14 protein-coding genes are annotated in these 19507 nt (G+C 56.1%); 5 read left to right on the plus strand and 9 right to left on the minus strand.

The annotated features are described in order from the left end of the window. Positions 1–13: 13 nt before the first annotated feature. The 5 genes from KY379_RS10730 to KY379_RS10750 all read right to left on the minus strand — a co-directional run bounded on the left by KY379_RS10730 (position 14) and on the right by KY379_RS10750 (position 8476). Positions 14–2011: a heavy metal translocating P-type ATPase gene (locus KY379_RS10730; RefSeq protein WP_010951452.1), complete on the minus strand. Its 1998-nt coding sequence runs from the start codon at positions 2009–2011 to the stop codon at positions 14–16. Between the two features lie 202 nt (positions 2012–2213). Next, positions 2214–2537 carry a DUF2790 domain-containing protein gene (locus KY379_RS10735; protein ID WP_003253432.1) on the minus strand — a complete coding sequence of 108 codons (324 nt, stop codon included), beginning with the start codon at positions 2535–2537 and terminating at the stop codon, positions 2214–2216. Positions 2538–2699: 162 nt separating this feature from the next. Next, on the minus strand, positions 2700–5861 hold the full coding sequence (locus tag KY379_RS10740; RefSeq protein ID WP_010951454.1) for a CusA/CzcA family heavy metal efflux RND transporter: 3162 nt from the start codon (positions 5859–5861) through the stop codon (positions 2700–2702). A gap of 24 nt (positions 5862–5885) precedes the next feature. After that, positions 5886–7136 carry an efflux RND transporter periplasmic adaptor subunit gene (locus KY379_RS10745; RefSeq protein ID WP_012269854.1) on the minus strand — a complete coding sequence of 417 codons (1251 nt, stop codon included), beginning with the start codon at positions 7134–7136 and terminating at the stop codon, positions 5886–5888. A gap of 68 nt (positions 7137–7204) precedes the next feature. Further along, positions 7205–8476 carry a TolC family protein gene (locus tag KY379_RS10750; protein ID WP_010951456.1) on the minus strand — a complete coding sequence of 424 codons (1272 nt, stop codon included), beginning with the start codon at positions 8474–8476 and terminating at the stop codon, positions 7205–7207. Positions 8477–8879: 403 nt separating this feature from the next. Here KY379_RS10750 and KY379_RS10755 point away from each other — a divergent pair, with 403 nt between their 5' ends. The 3 genes from KY379_RS10755 (at position 8880) to KY379_RS10765 (ending at position 11828) form a co-directional block, all read left to right on the plus strand. Continuing rightward, positions 8880–10223 carry an OprD family porin gene (locus KY379_RS10755; RefSeq protein WP_003253422.1) on the plus strand — a complete coding sequence of 448 codons (1344 nt, stop codon included), beginning with the start codon at positions 8880–8882 and terminating at the stop codon, positions 10221–10223. 489 nt (positions 10224–10712) lie between these two features. Next, positions 10713–11387 (plus strand): heavy metal response regulator transcription factor, encoded by a 675-nt coding sequence (locus tag KY379_RS10760; protein ID WP_003253420.1) that lies wholly within the window; start codon positions 10713–10715, stop codon positions 11385–11387. Positions 11388–11504: 117 nt separating this feature from the next. Further along, on the plus strand, positions 11505–11828 hold the full coding sequence (locus KY379_RS10765; protein ID WP_010951457.1) for a hypothetical protein: 324 nt from the start codon (positions 11505–11507) through the stop codon (positions 11826–11828). Positions 11829–11929: 101 nt separating this feature from the next. Here KY379_RS10765 and KY379_RS10770 read toward each other — a convergent pair whose 3' ends face one another. The 4 genes from KY379_RS10770 to KY379_RS10785 form a co-directional block, all read right to left on the minus strand. Beyond that, entirely contained in the window at positions 11930–12457 is a 528-nt protein-coding gene (locus tag KY379_RS10770; protein WP_012269855.1) for a hypothetical protein, read from the minus strand. A 189-nt stretch (positions 12458–12646) separates the two neighbouring features. Then, positions 12647–14044 carry a hypothetical protein gene (locus KY379_RS10775; protein ID WP_223296393.1) on the minus strand — a complete coding sequence of 466 codons (1398 nt, stop codon included), beginning with the start codon at positions 14042–14044 and terminating at the stop codon, positions 12647–12649. Between the two features lie 81 nt (positions 14045–14125). Then, positions 14126–14527, minus strand: coding sequence for a hypothetical protein (locus tag KY379_RS10780; RefSeq protein ID WP_012269857.1), 402 nt, complete (start codon positions 14525–14527; stop codon positions 14126–14128). A 769-nt stretch (positions 14528–15296) separates the two neighbouring features. Beyond that, positions 15297–16166, minus strand: a complete 870-nt coding sequence (locus KY379_RS10785) for a DMT family transporter (protein WP_261239944.1) — start codon at positions 16164–16166, stop codon at positions 15297–15299. A gap of 119 nt (positions 16167–16285) precedes the next feature. On the opposite strand from KY379_RS10785, the gene KY379_RS10790 reads away from it, so the two are divergent. Both KY379_RS10790 and KY379_RS10795 read left to right on the plus strand, forming a co-directional pair. Continuing rightward, on the plus strand, positions 16286–17674 hold the full coding sequence (locus KY379_RS10790; RefSeq protein ID WP_261239790.1) for a PLP-dependent aminotransferase family protein: 1389 nt from the start codon (positions 16286–16288) through the stop codon (positions 17672–17674). Positions 17675–17878: 204 nt separating this feature from the next. Then, the gene (locus tag KY379_RS10795; RefSeq protein ID WP_261239791.1) at positions 17879–19489 is read left to right on the plus strand and encodes an MFS transporter; all 1611 of its coding nucleotides are present in this window, start codon (positions 17879–17881) and stop codon (positions 19487–19489) included. The last annotated feature ends 18 nt before the right edge of the window (positions 19490–19507 follow it).

Genomic DNA, 19507 nt, shown 5'->3' on the forward strand with positions numbered 1-19507 from the left:
TGAAGCTCAGGGATCAGGTGCTTCTGCGGTAGGCCAACAGGCGCAAGGCGTTGAAGACGACCAACAGTGTGGAGCCCTCATGGATCGCAACAGCGGCACCAATGCTCAAGCCCATGATGGTGGACGGAACCAGGATGGCCACAATCCCCAAGCTGACGAACAGATTCTGGTGGATGATCGATCGCGTGTGACGGCTCAGCCCCACCGCAAATGGGAGTTGCCTGATGTCGTCAGCCATAAGCGCGATATCAGCCGTTTCCAGGGCAACATCAGATCCAGCAGCCCCCATTGCGATACCAACGCTCGAACTGGCCATGGCAGGGGCATCATTGACGCCGTCACCCACCATGGCCACCTTGGCGCTAAGGCGCAGGTTTTTGATGGCCTTGACCTTGTCTTCCGGCATCAGGTCTCCCCACGCTTCATCTAAGCCAACTTGTTTGGCTACAGCCTCTGCAACGCGGTTGTGGTCTCCAGAAATCATGACCATGCGTTCGATGCCCATCTCTCTAAGCTTCTGGAGTGCCTCTTTGGCCCCCTCCCGGGGTGTGTCCAATAGCCCGATAGCGCCCAGATCCTTGTCAGCACGCCGTACCACCATGGTGGTACGGCCTGACTGACGTAGACGCTCCGCAGCCTCCAGGGCTGCCTTGCTGAGTGCGGGAATACCATTGGTACCGAACATCTCGACCTTGCCAATCCAGACGAACTGCCCATCAAGCTCAGCACGCACGCCGCGGCCAATCATGTTGCTCATGTTCTTGGCTTGGAATCGGCGCCGTGTGCCAATCATCTCTTCACCGTCACGCACAATTGCCGCAGCCAGCGGATGGTCGCTCATCGACTCCACAGCGATGGCGACGTTTAGCAGATCCTCGATCTGCGTGCCGCCTATGGGTATTACATCGGTGATACGTGGGCGCCCTTCGGTCAGGGTACCGGTCTTGTCGAATGCCATGGCATTCAATGATCCAAGCTCTTCAAGTGGCGCACCGCCCTTGATCAGCACGCCACCTCGGGCTGCCCTGGCGATGCCAGAGAGAATGGCGCTTGGTGTAGCGATCGCGAGCGCGCAGGGGCTGGCTGCAACCAGTACGGCCATCGCCCGGTAGAACGAGTCACGGAACGGCTCGTCAAGGAAAATGCCGGCAAATAGCAGCCCGACTACCAGCAGTAAAACCAACGGGACGAATATGCGTTGGAAGCGGTCCGTGAATCGCTGGGTCGGTGACTTCCTGACTTCGGCTTCACTGACCATCTTGATGACCCGCGCCAAGGTACTCTCCGTAGAGCGCCGGGTTACCTCAACCTCGATGAGCGTTTCGCCATTGATGGTACCGGCGAAGACTTTCGAGGCTGCATCCACTGCATCTGGCTTGCTGCGTGCGAGTTCGGCATCAGGAACAGGTTGCTTGTCCACGGGGACGCTCTCACCGGTTACTGGCGCCTGGTTGATACTTGAGGAGCCTACGACTACAAAACCATCGGCCGGCAGGCGGTCATTGGGGCGCACGATGACAACGTCACCGGGAACCAGCAGCTCCACGGGCATCTCCACCGTGCCATTTGCTCTGCGTACGATCGCGGTGGCTGGTGCGAGCTTGGACAGTGCCTCAATCGCTTTCTTGGCCCGCCCCATCGCGTAGCTTTCAAGGGAATGCCCCAGACTGAACAGGAACAGCAGCAGAGCCCCCTCCGCCCAGGCGCCGATGCTCGCGGCACCGACTGCGGCGAGAAGCATCAGCGAGTCGATCTCGAAGCGTTTCTGACGGATGTTGGTAACCGCTTCCTTAGTGGTGAACCATCCACCGAACACGTAGGCCGACACGTACAGAATCAGAGGCAGACGATCAATCAGGCCAAGTTTTCCTGCGAGAGCTCCGGCACCCAGGAGAGCACCACAGATCAGCGCGAAAATCAGCTCTGTGTTCATTCCAAAAATGCCGCCATGCTCATGGCTATGACCTTCATGCCCGGCTTGGTCATCAGGGCGTTCAAGCAAACTCTTCATAACTCGTCCCTTCTGGGGTCAAGGCTTCCAATTGCCCTCTGCAGTTGGGGAGCCGTCTCTGTTGGTTGGCTAAGATCTATTGCACGGTTTGCCCGAGCCCAGGCGTTAACATTTCGAAGCTATGGGGTATCGGGCGTAATAAAAAATGCCAGGCACTGCCTGGCATTTATGAATTCTCTAATTGTTCTGTTCAAATCGTTTACTACTTGTTGTTGATGCATTGCGAATACATCGAGTAACGAACAGTCTTGAGCGTGCCCTGGGAGTCCTCGAAGGTCATCAACCGTGGATAGACCTGGCAGGTACGGGGGTCCTGCGACTGACGTACGAATTTCGCAACGTCTATCTTCATGCCATATTTGTAATCCTGAATCTCTGGCATTGGCTTGCCATTTTTCTCCGCGTACTTGGCCACTGCGGTCTGGTGTTCCTTGGTGTATTGAAGCTGCTTGCTCTCGGAGAAAGTGTTGGCCTGCGAAGCCACCGAGAAAACAACAAGTGCAGCAGCGATAATTAGCTTTTTCATAAAACCCTCTCAATTTCAAAACTTCTCGGGCGTAACCTTAGCAATGCATAGGCATCACCGGCATGACGAGAAACTTACAATTTTGAAAGGTAAGTGCATCTACTTCACTTTAAACAAAAAAGCCCACAACACGTGTTGTGGGCTTCTCTTTAGCGGAGGCTGTTAGCTAACCACTTCGGCCTCGTCGCCGTCTTCATCCTTGCGGTGTGCCCAGTGATACAGGGCAGGCAGTACCAGCAAGGTCAGTGCGGTGGAGGACAGGATCCCGCCAATCACCACCGTCGCCAATGGCCGCTGAACTTCGGCACCGGTGCCGGTGGCCAAAGCCATCGGGATGAAGCCCAGGGACGCTACCAAGGCTGTCATCAGAACAGGTCGCAGACGGGTCAATGCACCTTCATCGACTGCCTGTCTGAGCGTTCGTCCCTCCTCCCTTAGCCCGCGGATGAAGGCAATCATCACCAGGCCGTTCAGTACTGCAACGCCGGACAGTGCAATGAAGCCGACACCTGCCGAGATCGACAGTGGGATGTCCCGCAGCCACAACGCCACAACACCACCGGTGAGTGCGAATGGAATACCGGTGAAGACCAGCATGCCGTCCTTCAGGTTGTTGAACATCAGGAACAACAAGGTCATGACCAGCAGCAAGGCGACTGGAACAACGATCTGCAGGCGTTTGGCAGCCGACTGCAGCTGCTCGAACTGGCCCCCCCAAGTCGTCCAGTAGCCCGCAGGGATTTGCACCTTCTTGTCCAGCGATGCGGTCGCCTCCTCAACGAAGGACCCCAGATCGCGGCCTCGAACGTTGGCGCTGACGATAACCAGACGTTTGCCGTTCTCGCGGCTGATTTGGTTCGGGCCCAGTTGCAGGTCCAGATTGGCGACCTGGGACAGCGGGATGAAGCCGATCTGATTGGCACCCTGTGCCGCATTGGCAGGTACCGGGATCAGCAAGCTGGACATACCCGCTACGTCGGTGCGAACGGTCTCTGGTAGGCGTACTACCATGTCGAACCGACGGTCGCCCTCATACAGCGTGCCGGCCTGACGGCCACCCACGGCGATAGCGATCGAGTTCTGAACATCCGCGATGTTCAGGCCGTAGCGTGCTGCTTTTTCGCGGTCAATGTTGATGGTCAGCACCGGCAGGCCGGATGTCTGCTCAACTTTCACTTCCGATGAGCCCGGGACCGCTTTGAGCGCTGCCGCGATCTTGTTGGCGGTGTTGTTGAGCACGTCCATGTCATCGCCGAAGACTTTCACAGCGACGTCACTACGCACGCCCGAAATCAGCTCGTTGAAACGCAGTTGGATTGGCTGCGACAACTCGTAGTTGCTTCCTGGAACACCCGCTGCGGCCTTCTGCACTTCAGCAATCAGCTCATCACGAGGCTTCTTCGGGTTAGGCCACTGATCCTGAGGCTTGAGCATGATGTAGGCGTCAGAGGCGTTCGGCGGCATCGGGTCAGATGCAATTTCTGCGGTACCCGAGCGTGCGAACATCCGCTCAACTTCAGGCACCTGCGCAATCACCGCTTTCTCCAGACGCTGCTGCATCTCGACAGATTGAGTGAGGCTCGTTCCAGGCACACGCATGGCCTGCATCGCAAAGTCACCCTCACTGAGGCTTGGGATGAACTCGCTACCCATACGACTTGCCAGCAAACCACTGAGCACGACCAAGGCTACTGCGGCCGAGAAAGCGATGTTCCGATGTCCCAGCACCCATTGCAGAACCGGTTCATAGCGCAGTCGAGCTGTGCGCATGACCACGCCTTCCTCTTCCTTCACCTTGCCAGTGACGAACATGGCAATAGCTGCAGGAACAAAGGTAACGGACAGGACCATTGCACCCAGCAGCGCCATCACAACGGTGAAGGCCATCGGGTGGAACATTTTGCCTTCGACGCCGGTGAGGGCGAAGATCGGCAGGTACACCACCATGATGATCAGCTGACCGAAGATCAGCGGCCGGCGAGCTTCTCGCGCCGCGGCAAAGACCTCGTGGAAGCGTTCGGTTTTGGTGAGCATGCGGCCATGCTTATGTTGCGCATGAGCCAGTCGACGGATCGCGTTTTCTACAATAACCACGGCACCGTCGACGATGATGCCGAAGTCGAGTGCCCCCAAACTCATTAAGTTGGCACTGACCTTGTTGTTGAACATGCCTGTGAAGGTGAACAGCATGGACAGCGGAATCACCATCGCGGTGATCAGAGCCGCACGGATGTTGCCGAGGAACAGGAACAGAATGGCGATAACCAGGATCGCGCCTTCCACCAGGTTCTTCTTCACCGTCGCGATGGCTTTTTCAACCAGGTTGGTACGGTCGTAAACAGTCACAGCCACCACGCCCTTTGGCAGGGTGCGGTTGATGTCCGCCAATTTGGCGGCGACAGCTTGAGATACGGTGCGGCTGTTTTCACCAATCAGCATGAACACGGTACCGAGCACGACTTCGCGGCCGTTCTCAGTAGCAGCACCTGTACGGAGCTCTTTACCGATGCTGACGTCAGCAACGCTGCTGATGCGAATCGGTGCACCATCCACACTGGTGATCACGATGTTGGCGATGTCTTCGATATTGCCTACCTGACCCGGTGCACGGATGAGCAACTGTTCACCATTACGCTCGATGTAGCCGGCACCGACGTTGGCGTTGTTACTTTCCAACGCTGCGACCAGGTCATTGAGTGTCAGCTTGTAGGTAGCCAGGCGCTTTGGATCCGGCGCAACCAGGAACTGCTTGGCATAACCGCCGATGGTATTGATCTCGGCCACACCCGGGACGTTACGCAGCTGAGGCTTGATGATCCAGTCCTGGATCACGCGCAGGTCGGTCGGGGTGTACGGCGTACCGTCCTCTTTGACCGCGCCATCTTCGGCTTCAACAGTCCACAGGAAGATCTCGCCGAGGCCGGTAGATACCGGACCCATGACGGCCTCTACACCTTCTGGCAGCTGTTCCTTCGCAACCTGCAGCCGCTCGTTGATCAACTGGCGGGCAAAGAAGATGTCAGTGCCATCCTTGAAGATCACGGTGACCTGAGACAGGCCAGAGCGAGACAGGGAACGGGTCTGCTGAAGGCCCGGGAGACCGGCCATGGCCGTTTCAACTGGAAACGTGATCCGTTGTTCGGTTTCCAAGGGCGAGTAACCAGGCGCTGCAGTGTTGATCTGCACCTGGACGTTGGTGATATCGGGTACCGCATCGATGGGCAGCTTTTGATAGCTGTAGATACCGATACCCGCCATGATCAGAACGGCGATCATTACTACGATGCGCTGCTCGATGGCGAATCTGATGATACGTTCAAACATGAGAAATCATCCTGTCAGTTCGCATCAGTGACCGTGTTCGGCAGAAGCTTTGCCGAGCTCGGACTTGAGTGTGAAGCTGCCACTGGTTGCTACCTGGGCGCCGGCTTCAATACCGTCGATGATTTCCACGTACCCATTGTCGCGGCGACCCAGTTTTACCGGGCGGGTGTCAAAGCCATCTGGGGTGCGTACGAATACCGAAGGTTTGTCTTCAACGGTCTGCACAGCGTGCTCAGGGACCGCTACGGCAACTCGATCGGTCTGGAAGGTGACCGCAATGTTTACGAACAGGCCTGGACGCCAGGCGCCGTTGGGGTTGGTCAAGGTGACGCGGACAGTAGCTGCACGGTTTTGCTCGCCCAGCAGGCTGCCGACATAACCCACCTTCCCTTCGACCTCGACGTTCATGTCAGGCGAAGAGACTTTCACTGCACGGCCAGTCGTGACCTTGCCCAGATCTGTCGGCGGAACTGCGAAGGTCGCCCAGACCTGATTCAGGTCGGAAAGGATGAAGGCGTTGGTCGCCTCGCTGACGACTTCGCCGACGGTCAGGTGTTTCTCCACTACCACGGCGTCGAAGGGAGCGCGGAGCTCGTAACGATTACCGCCAACGGAGTTAACCGAGGCACCGATTGCGCCGACCTTCTGCTTGGCGTTGGCCAAGGAGATCTCCGCTTCTTGCAGCGCTTGGCGTGCTTGGAGGTAGTCTTGCTCTGCAGAGATCTTGTCCTGCCACAGTTGCTTCTCACGTTCGAAGGTCACACGCGCCAGTTCGACGCGACGCTGTGCGGCCTGTTGTTCGCTGCGCAGGTCAGAGATCTGCTGGCTGGCGATTACCGCGAGGACTTGCCCTTTCTTGACCGTCTCGCCCAGGTTGGCCTGGACAGCCTCAACAACGCCAGGAACACGAGGAACCACGTGGGCAGTACGATCTTCGTCGAAGCGAATTTCGCCAGGGAAGCTCACGACGGTACCGAGGTCACGAGGCGCTGCAGCTTCCAGGGCAACACCAGCGGCCTTGATCTGTTCAGCGCTGAGCGTCAGCTTGCCCTCTTCTTCACCGCCCTCTTCGCTGTGGCCTTCTTCACCATGGCCCTCATCACCTTCCTCTTTGGCGGCAGATGCGGCTTTCTTTTCGTCGCCATGGCCATCGTTAGCGCCATGCTCGGCAGTACTGGCGGCCTGCTGTCCGGAACTGTTGTTCCAGGCAAGGCTGCCAAATCCGAGGGCTGCCACAGCGGCTACCGCGAGGGCGATCTTGCGTTTGTTATCCATTGCTACTCCTGCTGATCGTAGGCACCGGCTTGTTCAAGGCTGTGTGCCGAAGAAAATGTTTGGCCCGTTCAGCGAGTGCCGGCGGTTGAGCCGACTTCGCCATAAACCCTTTCCACCTGCGCACGCGCATTGGTCGCCGCTGCCAACGATTCGAGGTATTGGCCACGAGCGACGATCAAGGTGCGCTGGGCATCCAGCACTTCGATGAAACCGAATTTGCCCATCTCGAAGCCGCGGGTTGCGGTCTCTACGGCTTGTTGGGCTGAAGGCAGAATGGTCTTGTCGTAGGACTCGACCTCCTGCATGGCGGTGGACCATTGGTTCAACGCGGTTTGGGTTTCGGTGCGCAGGCGCAGCTCAACAGCATTGCGCTGGTCCCGGGCCTGATCTGCACGACGAGAAGCGGAAAGAATGTTGCCCTGGTTACGATCGAACAGCGGCAAAGGCATAGACAGGCCCACAGTGTTGACCCGCTCGCGCACAGAGCGGTCGTACTGGCTACCTACACTGACAGTAAGGTTCGGGATACGCTGAGCTTTCTCTGAGCCGAGCGAGGCATCGCTCTTGTCTATCTGCACCACGGCCTGACGCATTTCTGCTGTTTGGTCGAGCTTAGCCAGCAGATCTTCAGTGCGAGGTGGCAAGCCCGGGGAGAGGGTTGGCGATTCGAGTCGATCAAACACGGTGACTGAGCTCCCGGTAATTTGAGCGAGCTGTTGGTAAGCGGTCGCTTTTTCCGTTTCTGCACGTCGAACTTGCAGCTGGGCTTCGGCCAGTTGCACTTGAGCGCGGGTCGCCTCCACTGGGGACGACTTACCTGCGCGAACACGGCCATCGACGATGCGAAGACCGCGCTCAGTCAGTTCGAGAGATTGCTTGGCCAGGTCGAGACCTGTCTGGGCCCGCAACGCGGCGTAAAAGGCTTGGACGACATCTGCACGCAGGCCGTTAACGCGACGGTCTAACTCAAGCTGTGCGGCGGTCTGCCCGTATGTGGCGACGTCAACACGAGCCCCCCGCTTACCGCCCAGCTCAAGGGTCTGGCTGAGAGAGACAGTCGTCTGGCTGGTGTTACGACGGGTGTCTTCCACGTCATACGAGATTGTGGGGTTGGGGATAAGCCCGGCCTGCTTGCGAGCACCATCAGCGATCCCAATTTCTTGCCTGGCCGCGGCCAGGTCTGGGTTGGCATCCATGGCCGTCGAAAGCGCCTGGGGCAAGCTGATGCTTTGGGCAAGGGCTGCAGGCGCCATCAACCCAGAGATGACTGCACAGAGTGCAGCGATCTTCCAGGGCGAGACGGGGGTCTTGGGTAAGACATTGCGGTTATACCGGGGCACTTTGATGGTCCTCGTGCACAAACTTCGATAAAGCTTGGCGAGAACGCCGAAACAGCTGCCAAGCCCCACTTGATTAGGTGATGGCACTCTAATGAGCGGTAGCTATCAGAGGGGTGGCTAGAAAATTACAATTCCGTAAGAATGTCCTGTAATGCCCGAAAATACTGGGAAACCAAACCCGACACGATGATTTCGTTACAAGCAACGGAGATGGCAAACACGCGGTGCGAAGGCCCGAACAACAGGTAGATGACGAAATTGTAATTTTCCTATCACCCCCCCGTTATCTTCGGCCTGCAAATATGAGCTCGCGCTACGCTAGGCGCGCCGCCTGGTCAGAACAATTAACGACACCCGCGCCGGTAAACATAATAAAAACTGCCGTGAATCAAAGGAGCATCGGATGAAAATCAAAGTACCACTGTATTTGGCGGCAGTTTCTGCGCTGTCTGGAAGCTATGCTATTTCGGCACAAGCTGAAGACAAGCCAGAAGGCTTCATTGAAGGCAGCAGCCTTACAGTGTTGAACCGTAACTTCTACTTCAACCGTGATAACCGCGACAGCACCGCCCCCACTTACAACAGTGGCAAGGGCAATACGAACGGCTACTCCGAAGCCTGGGCGCACGCGATCATCAGCAAATTCAACTCCGGGTTTACCCAAGGTACCGTTGGCTTTGGCGTTGATGCCTTTGCCATGATCGGCCTCAAGCTCGACACCGGTGATGGGCGCAACGGCGGCCGTAGCTCCTTCGACGTGCTGCCCGTTGATAACAAGGGTGAAGCTCGCGACGAATACACCAAGGTCGGCGGCGCAGCCAAAGTCCGCTTGTTCGATACCATCGTGAAAGTGGGTGATGTCTTCCCATCGACCCCGGTCGTCGCATCGGGTGACTCTCGCCTGCTGCCAGAGAGTTTCCGCGGTGTGACCGTTGAGAACACCAGCATCCAGGGCCTTACCCTCCAGGGTGGTCGTCTGCATGCGATGAGCCAGCCGGTCTCAAGCAACCTGAACGACAACTTCGTGACGTTCTACGGCGGCCCGGTCAACTCGCCATGGATCGGTTACGGTGGCGGTGACTACTCGATCAACGACAACTGGACTGTGAGCGTCTACGCCAGCCAGCTGAAAGACGTCTGGAATCAGTACTACGCCGGCACAAGCGTGGTTTACCCGCTGAGCGACGATCTGGCGCTGATCGGTGGCTTCAACTACTACAAAGCCGTAGATGAAGGTAAGAAGCGCCTGGGTGAATTCGACAACAACATCTGGAGTGCCAAGGTCGGTGTGCGTTACGGTGCCCACACCCTGGCCCTGTCGCATCAGCGCAACAACGGCGACGACGATTTCGACTACCTGCGTCAGTCGGACTCGATTTTCGTCGACAACTCCATCCAGTACAGCGACTTCAACTCGCCGAAAGAGCGTTCCTGGATGCTGCGCTATGACCTGAACTTCACCAGCTACGGCATTCCAGGCCTGACGTTCATGACGCGCTACGCCAGAGGCTCGGGTGCGGATTACTCGAACGCTAACCAGTTCTACATGCGCACCGACGACAACGGCAACCCGCTCGACAATCAGAAGCGTTGGGAGCGTGACGTCGAAGTCAAATACGTTGTCCAAACCGGTCCGGCAAAAGATCTGTCCTTCCGGTTGCGCCAGGCAACCACGCGTGCCACTGCTTTCGAATCGGATCTGGATGAAACTCGTGTAATCATCGAGTACCCGCTTTCGATTCTGTAATTCGCTAACTGGGCCAGTTATCCATTGGCGGGTCCTGTTAGTAAAACGAGCATTACGCATTCACCTTGAGTGGCTTAAGTGCTCCTTTGGTAAAAGGTGGATATTTGGCGCCCATTGGGCGCCTTTTTTTTGCCTAAAATTCAAGTAGGCGTTCGATTGTACGCATCGCATGCCGGTGAAGTTCATGACTACACCAATGACCAGTCTCTTCAATGTGAGCGACCTCGCCGTCATCTGAGCGGAACGAAGCCAGCACAAAGAAGAAAATAACCCAATACTTCATAAGGTCAAATCACCTGCTGGAGAGAGGGCCCGCAACTGTCAAACCCAAACCGCGACAAGATATACCGCCAGACTATCAACTGTATTACCTAGAAATTACAAATCCGTCATTTGAGCCCCGGCACGCTCATTTTGATTTACCATCCCTTTCAATAATGCCGGCGCGCGTGCGCGGTTAATTGCTCAGTGATATCGAGACAAAATCCCATGCGAATTCTGGTAATTGAGGATGAAGTAAAAACTGCGGAGTATGTGCGTCAAGGTCTGACGGAATGTGGCTATGTCGTAGATTGCGTCCACACCGGGTCAGATGGATTATTCTTGGCTAAGCAGCACGAATATGAGCTGATTATCCTGGATATAAATCTGCCAGAGATGGACGGTTGGCAGGTCCTTGAGTTGTTGCGTCGTAAAAACTGCCCTTCCCGTATCATGATGCTGACGGCGAGAAGCCGGCTGGCGGATAAGGTCCGGGGGCTGGAGAACGGAGCAGATGACTACCTGATCAAGCCATTTGAGTTCCCTGAGCTGCTGGCCCGGGTTCGCGCCTTGATGCGCAGGTCAGATCACCCTGCATCCGTAGAGGTCATTCGCGTCGCTGACCTGGAGCTTGATCAGAGCCGGCACAGGGCATTCAGGGACGGTCAGCGCATTGACCTGACCACGAAAGAATTCGCGTTACTGCATTACCTGATGCGTAATACCGGTGTGGTGCTGAGCCGCACCCAAATTATTTCGCAGGTTTGGGATATGAATTTTGACTGCGACACAAACGTTGTAGAGGTGTCGATTCGAAGACTCAGAGCCAAGATAGATGACCCTTTCGAGACCAAACTGATACATACGCTTCGGGGCGTAGGGTATGTGCTTGAAAAACGATAGTTGCCAAGCTCTCTAGTACCGAAAATCCGCTACATGCTCCCGTCGCTTGCGAACTTGAGGTTTCTGTTTACGATCCGCGGCGCTGATTCCTCACTCAACAAATGAGGTAGGCTGTACATGAGGTATAGCATTGATTATCAGCAGGTTTCGCAAGGACAATCCGATGCCAGCATTGATGCCTGTCCAGCTGACATTGTCTTCAACAGCGACCATGGCCTAGCTCTTATCCCGTGCGTTGGCGATGTTATCAACCTCCCCTCTACGGCGGTCAAAGAAGGGGTTTGCGGCATCGTTAGATCAAGGATTTTCAATTATCTCAGAGGTCCTGAAGAGCTGTACTGTCACGTCAATATTCTCGTTGAGGAGGCGGACATCAATTTCGAAAGTCTCATCTCGGAATACATGCGCAATCAGTCACGTGCTCGCTCGCCTTCTTCATAAAGTCGAAGGCGGGCCAGTCCATTAATGGTTGTGTATGGGTGAGGGTTCAGCAGAGCGAGCGCCTACTGAGCACCAGAGATGAATAGTCACAGCCTAGTGGTTTAACGCGGTACTGCTGGTGTACGCAGGGCCGGACTCATTGTTTTTTGAATGGCGCATTGCAGCACATAGAAATATAAAACCCCGGAAGCAAATACGATTGCGGACAGATAAGCAAACTCAGAGTCTAAAACCCCGGAAACCATATACAATTTAATCGTGATAGAACCCATAATAATTCCGGTACAGTACATGACGCCTGTGAACTGATTGCCCAAAAAACTCAGTATGCCGCTGAAGGCATTGTTCGCACTCAACAGCATTGCTTTCAGTATCGTCCAGCCGAGAACTGGCAGAAAAGCCTTGATCATGAAGGCGAATAACATCGACGATGCAAACAGTTTTATCGGGGTTTCTGCCCACGGCTTGATGGTGCCGTCTACTTCAACGCCGGTATACAAGATGATATTCAGAATAATCGCCATAAGGGTGCATATGCCGAGGCGTATCATTTCCCGCTTAAGCGGGGCCATCATTATCACTGCGTGAATCTTGTTTCCAAAGTATCGTTTTAGTCCTTGGATCGACATTTTTCTTCCTATGCTCTCGGGTATGACGCTGTTGTAGCGTTGTATGACGGTCATGCTTTTACCCGAAGAGAGGTGACGCTTCAACGGTCCTGAATTGCGCAGGGGATCTCATGTCCTTCCCCTGGCTGGGTAGCTTGCTGAGAAATTCTCATCTACCTGCGTGGCAACGATGCGGCCACCCCGCCGCCGTCAGAGCTCTGGAGGACTGGCTGCTGTCAGCAACTCATCGAGTGACGGAACCTTAGCGTTTGCACTGAGGACGAGTGTTCTGGATCGGAGTATGGATACATCAAAGAAAGATTCGCACTCGACTCTTCCGTTTACTTCTCTCCAGTGGGTGACTTCTGGTATCAACTCATTAGGCACCGGGTATAGTGCCATAGGGTTATGGAATACCTCCACTTCAGCAGACCACGGCTCGTAGCCATATTGCGGCCAGAGCTGACCGTAGTCGCTGGACGCTACATCCAACAGAAATGGGATACCTCGTGATGCTCCCGGAGAACGGTCGAAAAACTCACCAAACCGCAAGTATCGGTACCCGTCTAGATGAGCTCCACCTGAGATCGGCACTCGGCTGAGCTTTGGCACTGTGCAGGCATTGGTGAAAATGACCGCTGAAAGATGGGCATTTTCCATTAGCGTAAATAGGCCGTTGGGGCGCCCTGATAGCAGAGATGTCTCTTCCTCCACAGTTATCAGGTGCGTACCACGATGCGCAGATGAGTGAACTGCAAAGCCATAGAGATAGCTGATGAGCGACTCCCTGCTCCACAGCATTGAACTGGGCGCATGGAAATCGGCTAAGGCCAGAATGAGCGGCTTACCCTCCACGTGCGGTAGGGATTCGTAACGCTTGTCCAATTTGTTTTGGATGGTCCTCGCAAACCTTTCTGCAGCCGCTCCTAAGAAACGCTCATGTCGGTCAGCGGGTGGGGGGACCGGCGAGGCGCCAAAATGCTCATACCGCTCTTCCGGGTTGGCTGTCACTGCTTCAACCCAGGCCTCATCTCCCAGCCTATTCTCGATGTGAAAATCGGGTGATTCTTTAGGCTGGGTGACCAAGAGTCCCTGTTCACGAAAAATCGCTAATAGGTGGGCTTCCCAGAGGCGGGTGTGAAAATTCTCAGTCTGGCAATCGGGAACCCAATTTCTGTCTGGGGATGGCAGTGCGAGATACAGTTGATTCAGCGCCCACGCCCCAATACGGCGGCTTGGATCAAATAGTGATTTGAACACCACGCTTGGTGTGCGCTTACCCATTCTGCTTAGAGGAGCACGTCGTCGTTCACCTGAAGGGAGTGGAAGCGGATGGGCTTGGGTATAGAGAAAATGGCTGATTGAGGCGCGGGCTTCGGACTCGCCAGTGGTGCACTCACCATGGCTGAGGAGCACCCACACGCTATCGACACGACGCCGCAAGGTGACAATTCCGAAGCTGCCGGAATTGATATTTCGGGTTAGAGCGGCACAAGAAATTCCGTCCTCACTAAGCCATGCCCCTACTGGCGGGCTGTCCCCAAACCCCAACCCTCGTGGAAGCGACAAAGCGATTAGATCGAACATCGGCGCAGCAATTTCTTTCATTCGCTGATCTCGGCAGCCGTCAAAATGCATTCCATCAATGCCTCGGAGCGTGCCCGCCGGCGATGGCATCGGTGGAGGTACCTATTGAAGAAGGGGGCCTTGTTCCACCAGGACATCTCGGTTGGTGAAGATGGTCTCAATGGTTGCAGCCTCGGCAGCCACATGAGTCTTTCGCGTGATCTCTTCAAGGGCCAGTTCGAGCCGGTAGTCTTGGAAATACTCGTACAGCTTTTCAGAGCTCTCGGATATCTCCTCCCCACCATTCTTCGCGAACAAGATGTGGATGATCGCTGCGAGTGGGAGAGAGATGTCGAGATCCTTCTCTTCTGCATCTGAATCCGAGTTCAAACCGTCGAAATACCTCTCCAGATGACTCTGGAGCTCCTCAAGCCAGAACTGAGATAGGTTGCTTGGAAGGGAGCTTTCAGGCCCGGTCAGAAGGACTTCATCTCTGAATAGAGCCAGCAGATTGGGGTTTGCCATGGAGGACCTCACGATTAGATTTGAGAGCAACTGGTCAGCATAGTCCACCTCAAGATGACCACCTCCTTGACGCCCATCCTGGTGCTCCTGAGCATCAGACGAGTGAATCGCCCCGAAACCTGTAGATACAAAATGACCGCTTCTCGCCGTTAGCTGCCTTTCTTGAAGGACAGCTTTGGGTCGATAGCGGCCTTCGTGGAGGTTGGTGTCTACGGGGTCGGTTTAGTCAATCTGAATCTCCGGTTTCACCTCCGTGAGGCCGGCCATCGTCATGCATCAGATCTTGATTGACACGCGTGCCGCTTTGGATAGCCTTGCAATTGAGGGCTGCAACTGCGCATTTGTCGGGCCTGGGTACCAGCATGAGCCCCCCGCAATTTTGGCAGCAGAGGAAGCTGGTTCCTCTGAAGTAGTGACGGCGGGCATTGCCAGTCGGATTCTGAACCCAAGGTCGCCAGACTAGGAGCTAAAGGATCGCTGCGACTACTCCTCATCCCTTACCGAAAAGTCACGCGTCGGTCGTAAACGGCCCTTTCCAGGCCAATCAACTTTTGTGATTGGTGAGTAGGGATTTCTCGGCTTTTCTGTGAAAAGCACCCCTTCATTTCACAAAAAAAATGGCGAAGATTCCAATTTCACGGGGTCTGGCCTATCACCTATTTTGTGAACCTACATCGAGTGTAGGTTCACAGAAAATCTGCACGGTTTCCCCTTCAAGCCCGCACTAGCGGGCTTTTTTGTACCTGTGCACTCTGCAGCGGTGCCGTGGCTAGCGGGCGAACTTCTTCGCCCCGGCCACACACAGGACAGCTCCCAAAGTGACCACGAGCATCATCCAATTCACGTGCTCGTGAAGTAACAGTGCCGCTAACCCCAGCCCCATGAACGGCTGCAGGAGCTGCAGTTGACCAACAGCTGCAATGCCACCCTGGGCAAGTCCCCGGTACCAGAAGACGAATCCGATCAGCATGCTGAACAGCGACACATAACCAAGGCTGAACCATGCAGGGACGCTCACCTGGTCTAGCGCCTCAGCTGTGGGAAGACTGACAATGGTCATCAAAAGCATCAGGGGTAGCGCTGCTACCAAGGCCCAACTGATTACTTGCCATCCGCCCAATCTCAGGGAAAGCTTCGCACCCTCTGCGTAGCCCAAGCCGCATGCGATAACTGCAGCCATCATCAGCAGGTCACCGACTGCCGACCCCTCACCGGCGTTGCTCAACGCATATCCAACTACCAAGCTTGCACCGATGATCGAGAACAGCCAGAACAATGGCTGCGGCCGCTCTGCACCGCGTAGCACTGCAAAAATAGCCGTACAGAGTGGCAGCAGACCTACGAAGACGATGGAATGGGCGGAGGTGATGTGCTGAAGTGCCAGGGCTGTCAGCAATGGGAACCCAATCACCACCCCGAGCGCAGTAATGACCAGTGACAGCAAATCGGCTCGACTCGGTCGCGGCTGACGGAGTGCGATCAAGAAACCGATACCCAGTATGGCTGCGATGGTCGCCCTGGCACATGTCAGGAACGTCGGATCGAAGTCTGCCACTGCCACGCGCGTCGCCGGCAGCGATCCTGCAAAGATCGCGACCCCAATGAAGCCGTTTATCCACCCGCTCGTTGTTTTTTCCATCGCTAATCCCTCGTCTGTACGCAACCAGTAGATCACTGACGGACGAATCGAGGCCATGTACAATCCAGTACAGTTTGGCCGAACTGTTATACATAACAGACCAATACAATCGAGGTCCTATGAGACGCGACGGTACGCGAATCCAAACGGTCATGGACGAGATTCGTTCACGGATCACTGCTCGGATGTACTCGCCTGGCGCGAGGATTCCATCGGTTCGGGCGATGGCCAAGGCAGAGCAGGTCTCTGTCTCAACGGTGCTCGAGGCCTATGAGCGTTTGGCTGCAGAAGGCGCGTTGACCTCAAGGCCGGGGTCTGGGTTCTACGTAGCGGGCCCATCAGCTCCCCTGGCCTTGACCGAACTTGGGCCCAAACTCGACAGGGCTGTCGATCCTCTGTGGATCTCCCGGCAGTCTTTGGAAACCAGTTCCGATAGGCTCAAGCCAGGTTGCGGTTGGCTTCCTGCTTCGTGGATGTACGAAAGGGGTGTGCGAAAGGCGCTGCGAAGTGCTGCACGCTCCGAGACCTCGACGCTGACGGAGTACGCGTCACCCCTTGGCCACCTGCCCTTACGTCAGTTCCTGACCCGTCGTCTGGCGAACTTCGGAATCGACGCGCCATTCCAGAACATCATGCTCACCGAGTCCGGAACCCATTCAATCGATCTGATCTGCCGATTCTTCCTCGAACCTGGGGATACGGTACTCATCGATGATCCCTGCTACTTCAACTTTCAAGCCCTGCTGAAAGCTCACCGGGTGAATGTAATTGGGGTGCCCTATACCAAGTCGGGTCCGTGCGTGGAATCTTTCGGTGCAGCCTTGCAGGCACACTCGCCCCGTTTGTACATAACGAATTCCGGGATCCACAATCCTACCGGTGCAACTCTGTCTCCGGTTACTGCCCATAAACTGCTGAAGCTGGCTGATTCAACCAATTTGATCATTGTCGAAGATGACATCTTCGCAGACTTCGAGCATACGCCTGCTCCCAGGCTGGCGGCTTTTGACGGCCTGTCCCGCGTCATTCAGATTGGAAGTTTCTCCAAAACGGTTTCTGCCTCTGCCCGGTGCGGCTACATCGCTTCCAGGGAGGATTGGATCGAAGGGCTGATCGACCTCAAGATCGCGACCTCGTTTGGGGGAGGTAGACTCGCGGCTGATATCGTCTACCGGACTATTACCGACAGCGGCTATCGCAAGCACATGGAATGGATCCGAACCAGGCTATCCAGTGAAATGGACAAGACACTCAGCGCGCTCGAGGCGATTGGCATGAAACCTTGGTTACATCCCAAAGCCGGTATGTACGCGTGGTGTCAGCTCCCTCAAGCAAAGAACGCAGCTGGAATCGCCAAGGCTTGTCTTGCCCATGGTGTGGTACTGGCGCCTGGCAATGCATTCAGCCAGTCAATGTGCGCTGGGGACTATTTACGATTTAATGTCGCGCAGTGTGCCGATCCTCGGGTGTATGAAGTTCTGCAACGAGCCATGGACGGTCCGCACTGAACCGTTGATGTTCCACGTGGAACCTTTTGATGAGGCTGGTGGCCACAGGGTCAATTTGTCCATCCAGCCGAGACAGTCCTACTTGGCCAACCCGGTTTTTGCCAAGCGTCACTGTCAGTAGAGTGCTTTCATACCGCTCGGGCGAGGTTCCCCTTCAGGGAGAACGTCTCCTGATTCCTACCCCTCTTCCGAGGCCGCAACGATATGAGCACTTCGACTTCAGGCGCCTGGAGCCCCCTACGCAACCGCACATTCCGCATGCTGTGGATCGCCACCATCGCATCCAACATCGGTACATGGATGCACGAGGTGGGCGCTGGTTGGTTGATGACAACCCTGTCGGCCAACCCGCTGCACGTTGCGCTGATCCAGGTCGCCGGCTCTTTGCCCATGTTCTTCTTGGCCCTGCCAGCCGGTGCCGCAGCGGACATCATCGACAAACGTCGTTATCTGTTGCTGGTTCAGCTTTGGATGTCTGCAGTTGCGGTGGCACTGGCGAGCCTGACATTGCTCGGTGTGATGAGTGTGCCGTTGCTGCTCGTGCTGACGCTGGCGCTGGGTGTCGGCACGGCGTTGATGATGCCTGCCTGGAGTGCCCTCACTCCTGAGCTTGTCGGTCAGGCGGATCTGCCCAATGCGGTGGCCCTCTCCAGCGTGGGGATCAACGTATCGCGAGCGATAGGGCCAGCAATGGCCGGCGTGGTGGTCAGCCTGGTTGGGCCCTGGCTGACCTTTGCGCTCAATGCTGTGTCGTTCATTGGGGTCATCGTGGTGCTGTTCATGTGGAAGCGCGAGATCAAGGCGCCGCTGCTTCCGGCAGAGCGCTTCATGGGTGCGATGCGTACTGGCGTACGCTTTGCCCGCAGCTCGAAGCCGTTGCAGGCGGTACTGGTACGTGCCCTCGCCTTCTTTCTCTTCGCGAGCGCCGGCACGTCGCTGTTGCCATTGATCGTCCGTGGGGAGATGCATGGCAGCGCCGCTGACTTTGGGATATTGCTTGCCGCGATCGGGATTGGTGCCGTGTGTGGTGCAACACTGCTGCCGCGGCTGCGGGAGCGCCTCAGCCGTGATCGTCTGGTGATGATCGCGAGCCTGATGTATGCGGTGTTCCTGGTGCTGCTGGCCTCGGTGCGCAATTTCTATGTGTTGTTGCCGGCCATGCTGCTCAGTGGGGCGGCATGGATCGCGGTACTCTCCAACCTGCAAGTCGCCGCTCAGACCTCGGTACCCGCCTGGGTTCGGGCGCGTGCGTTGTCGGTCTACATCCTGGTGTTCTTCGGGGCCATGGCCGGTGGCGGTTTACTATGGGGGACGCTCGCCAGCCATGCATCGATCCCCTTGAGTCTGTTGTCGGCTGGCGGCGGACTCGCCTTGGCCACGCTGCTCTCTTGCCGGGTGACGTTGCCGGAAACACCTGCCGAGGAGCTCATGCCCTCGCTGCACTGGCCTGCACCGGTTATCGACGGTGAAATGGACCAAGAACGCGGCCCGATCATGGTCACCGTCGAATACCACATCGACCCGAGCAAAGCCGAGGCGTTTCTGGAGGCTGCCGCTGCTTTGCAAGCCATGCGCAAGCGCAACGGTGCACTGTCCTGGGGGCTAGTCCAGGATAGCGCTGAGCCTGCACTGTGGCAGGAGTTCTTCTTCGAGGAATCATGGCTCGAGCACTTGCGTCACCACCATCGCGTGACACGTGCGGAGCTGAAGATCGAAGCGCGCGTAAGGCGGTTTCAGAGCGAAGCGGTCCCGGTGAAAATTCGTCATCTTCTGGCGGCTAGCCATCAGCCTGCAGCACACAGGGCTTCTACCTGAGCCGGCTGATGACTGAGG

This window comes from Pseudomonas sp. HD6422 (assembly GCF_025377065.1).
Classification (GTDB): domain Bacteria; phylum Pseudomonadota; class Gammaproteobacteria; order Pseudomonadales; family Pseudomonadaceae; genus Aquipseudomonas; species Aquipseudomonas putida_U.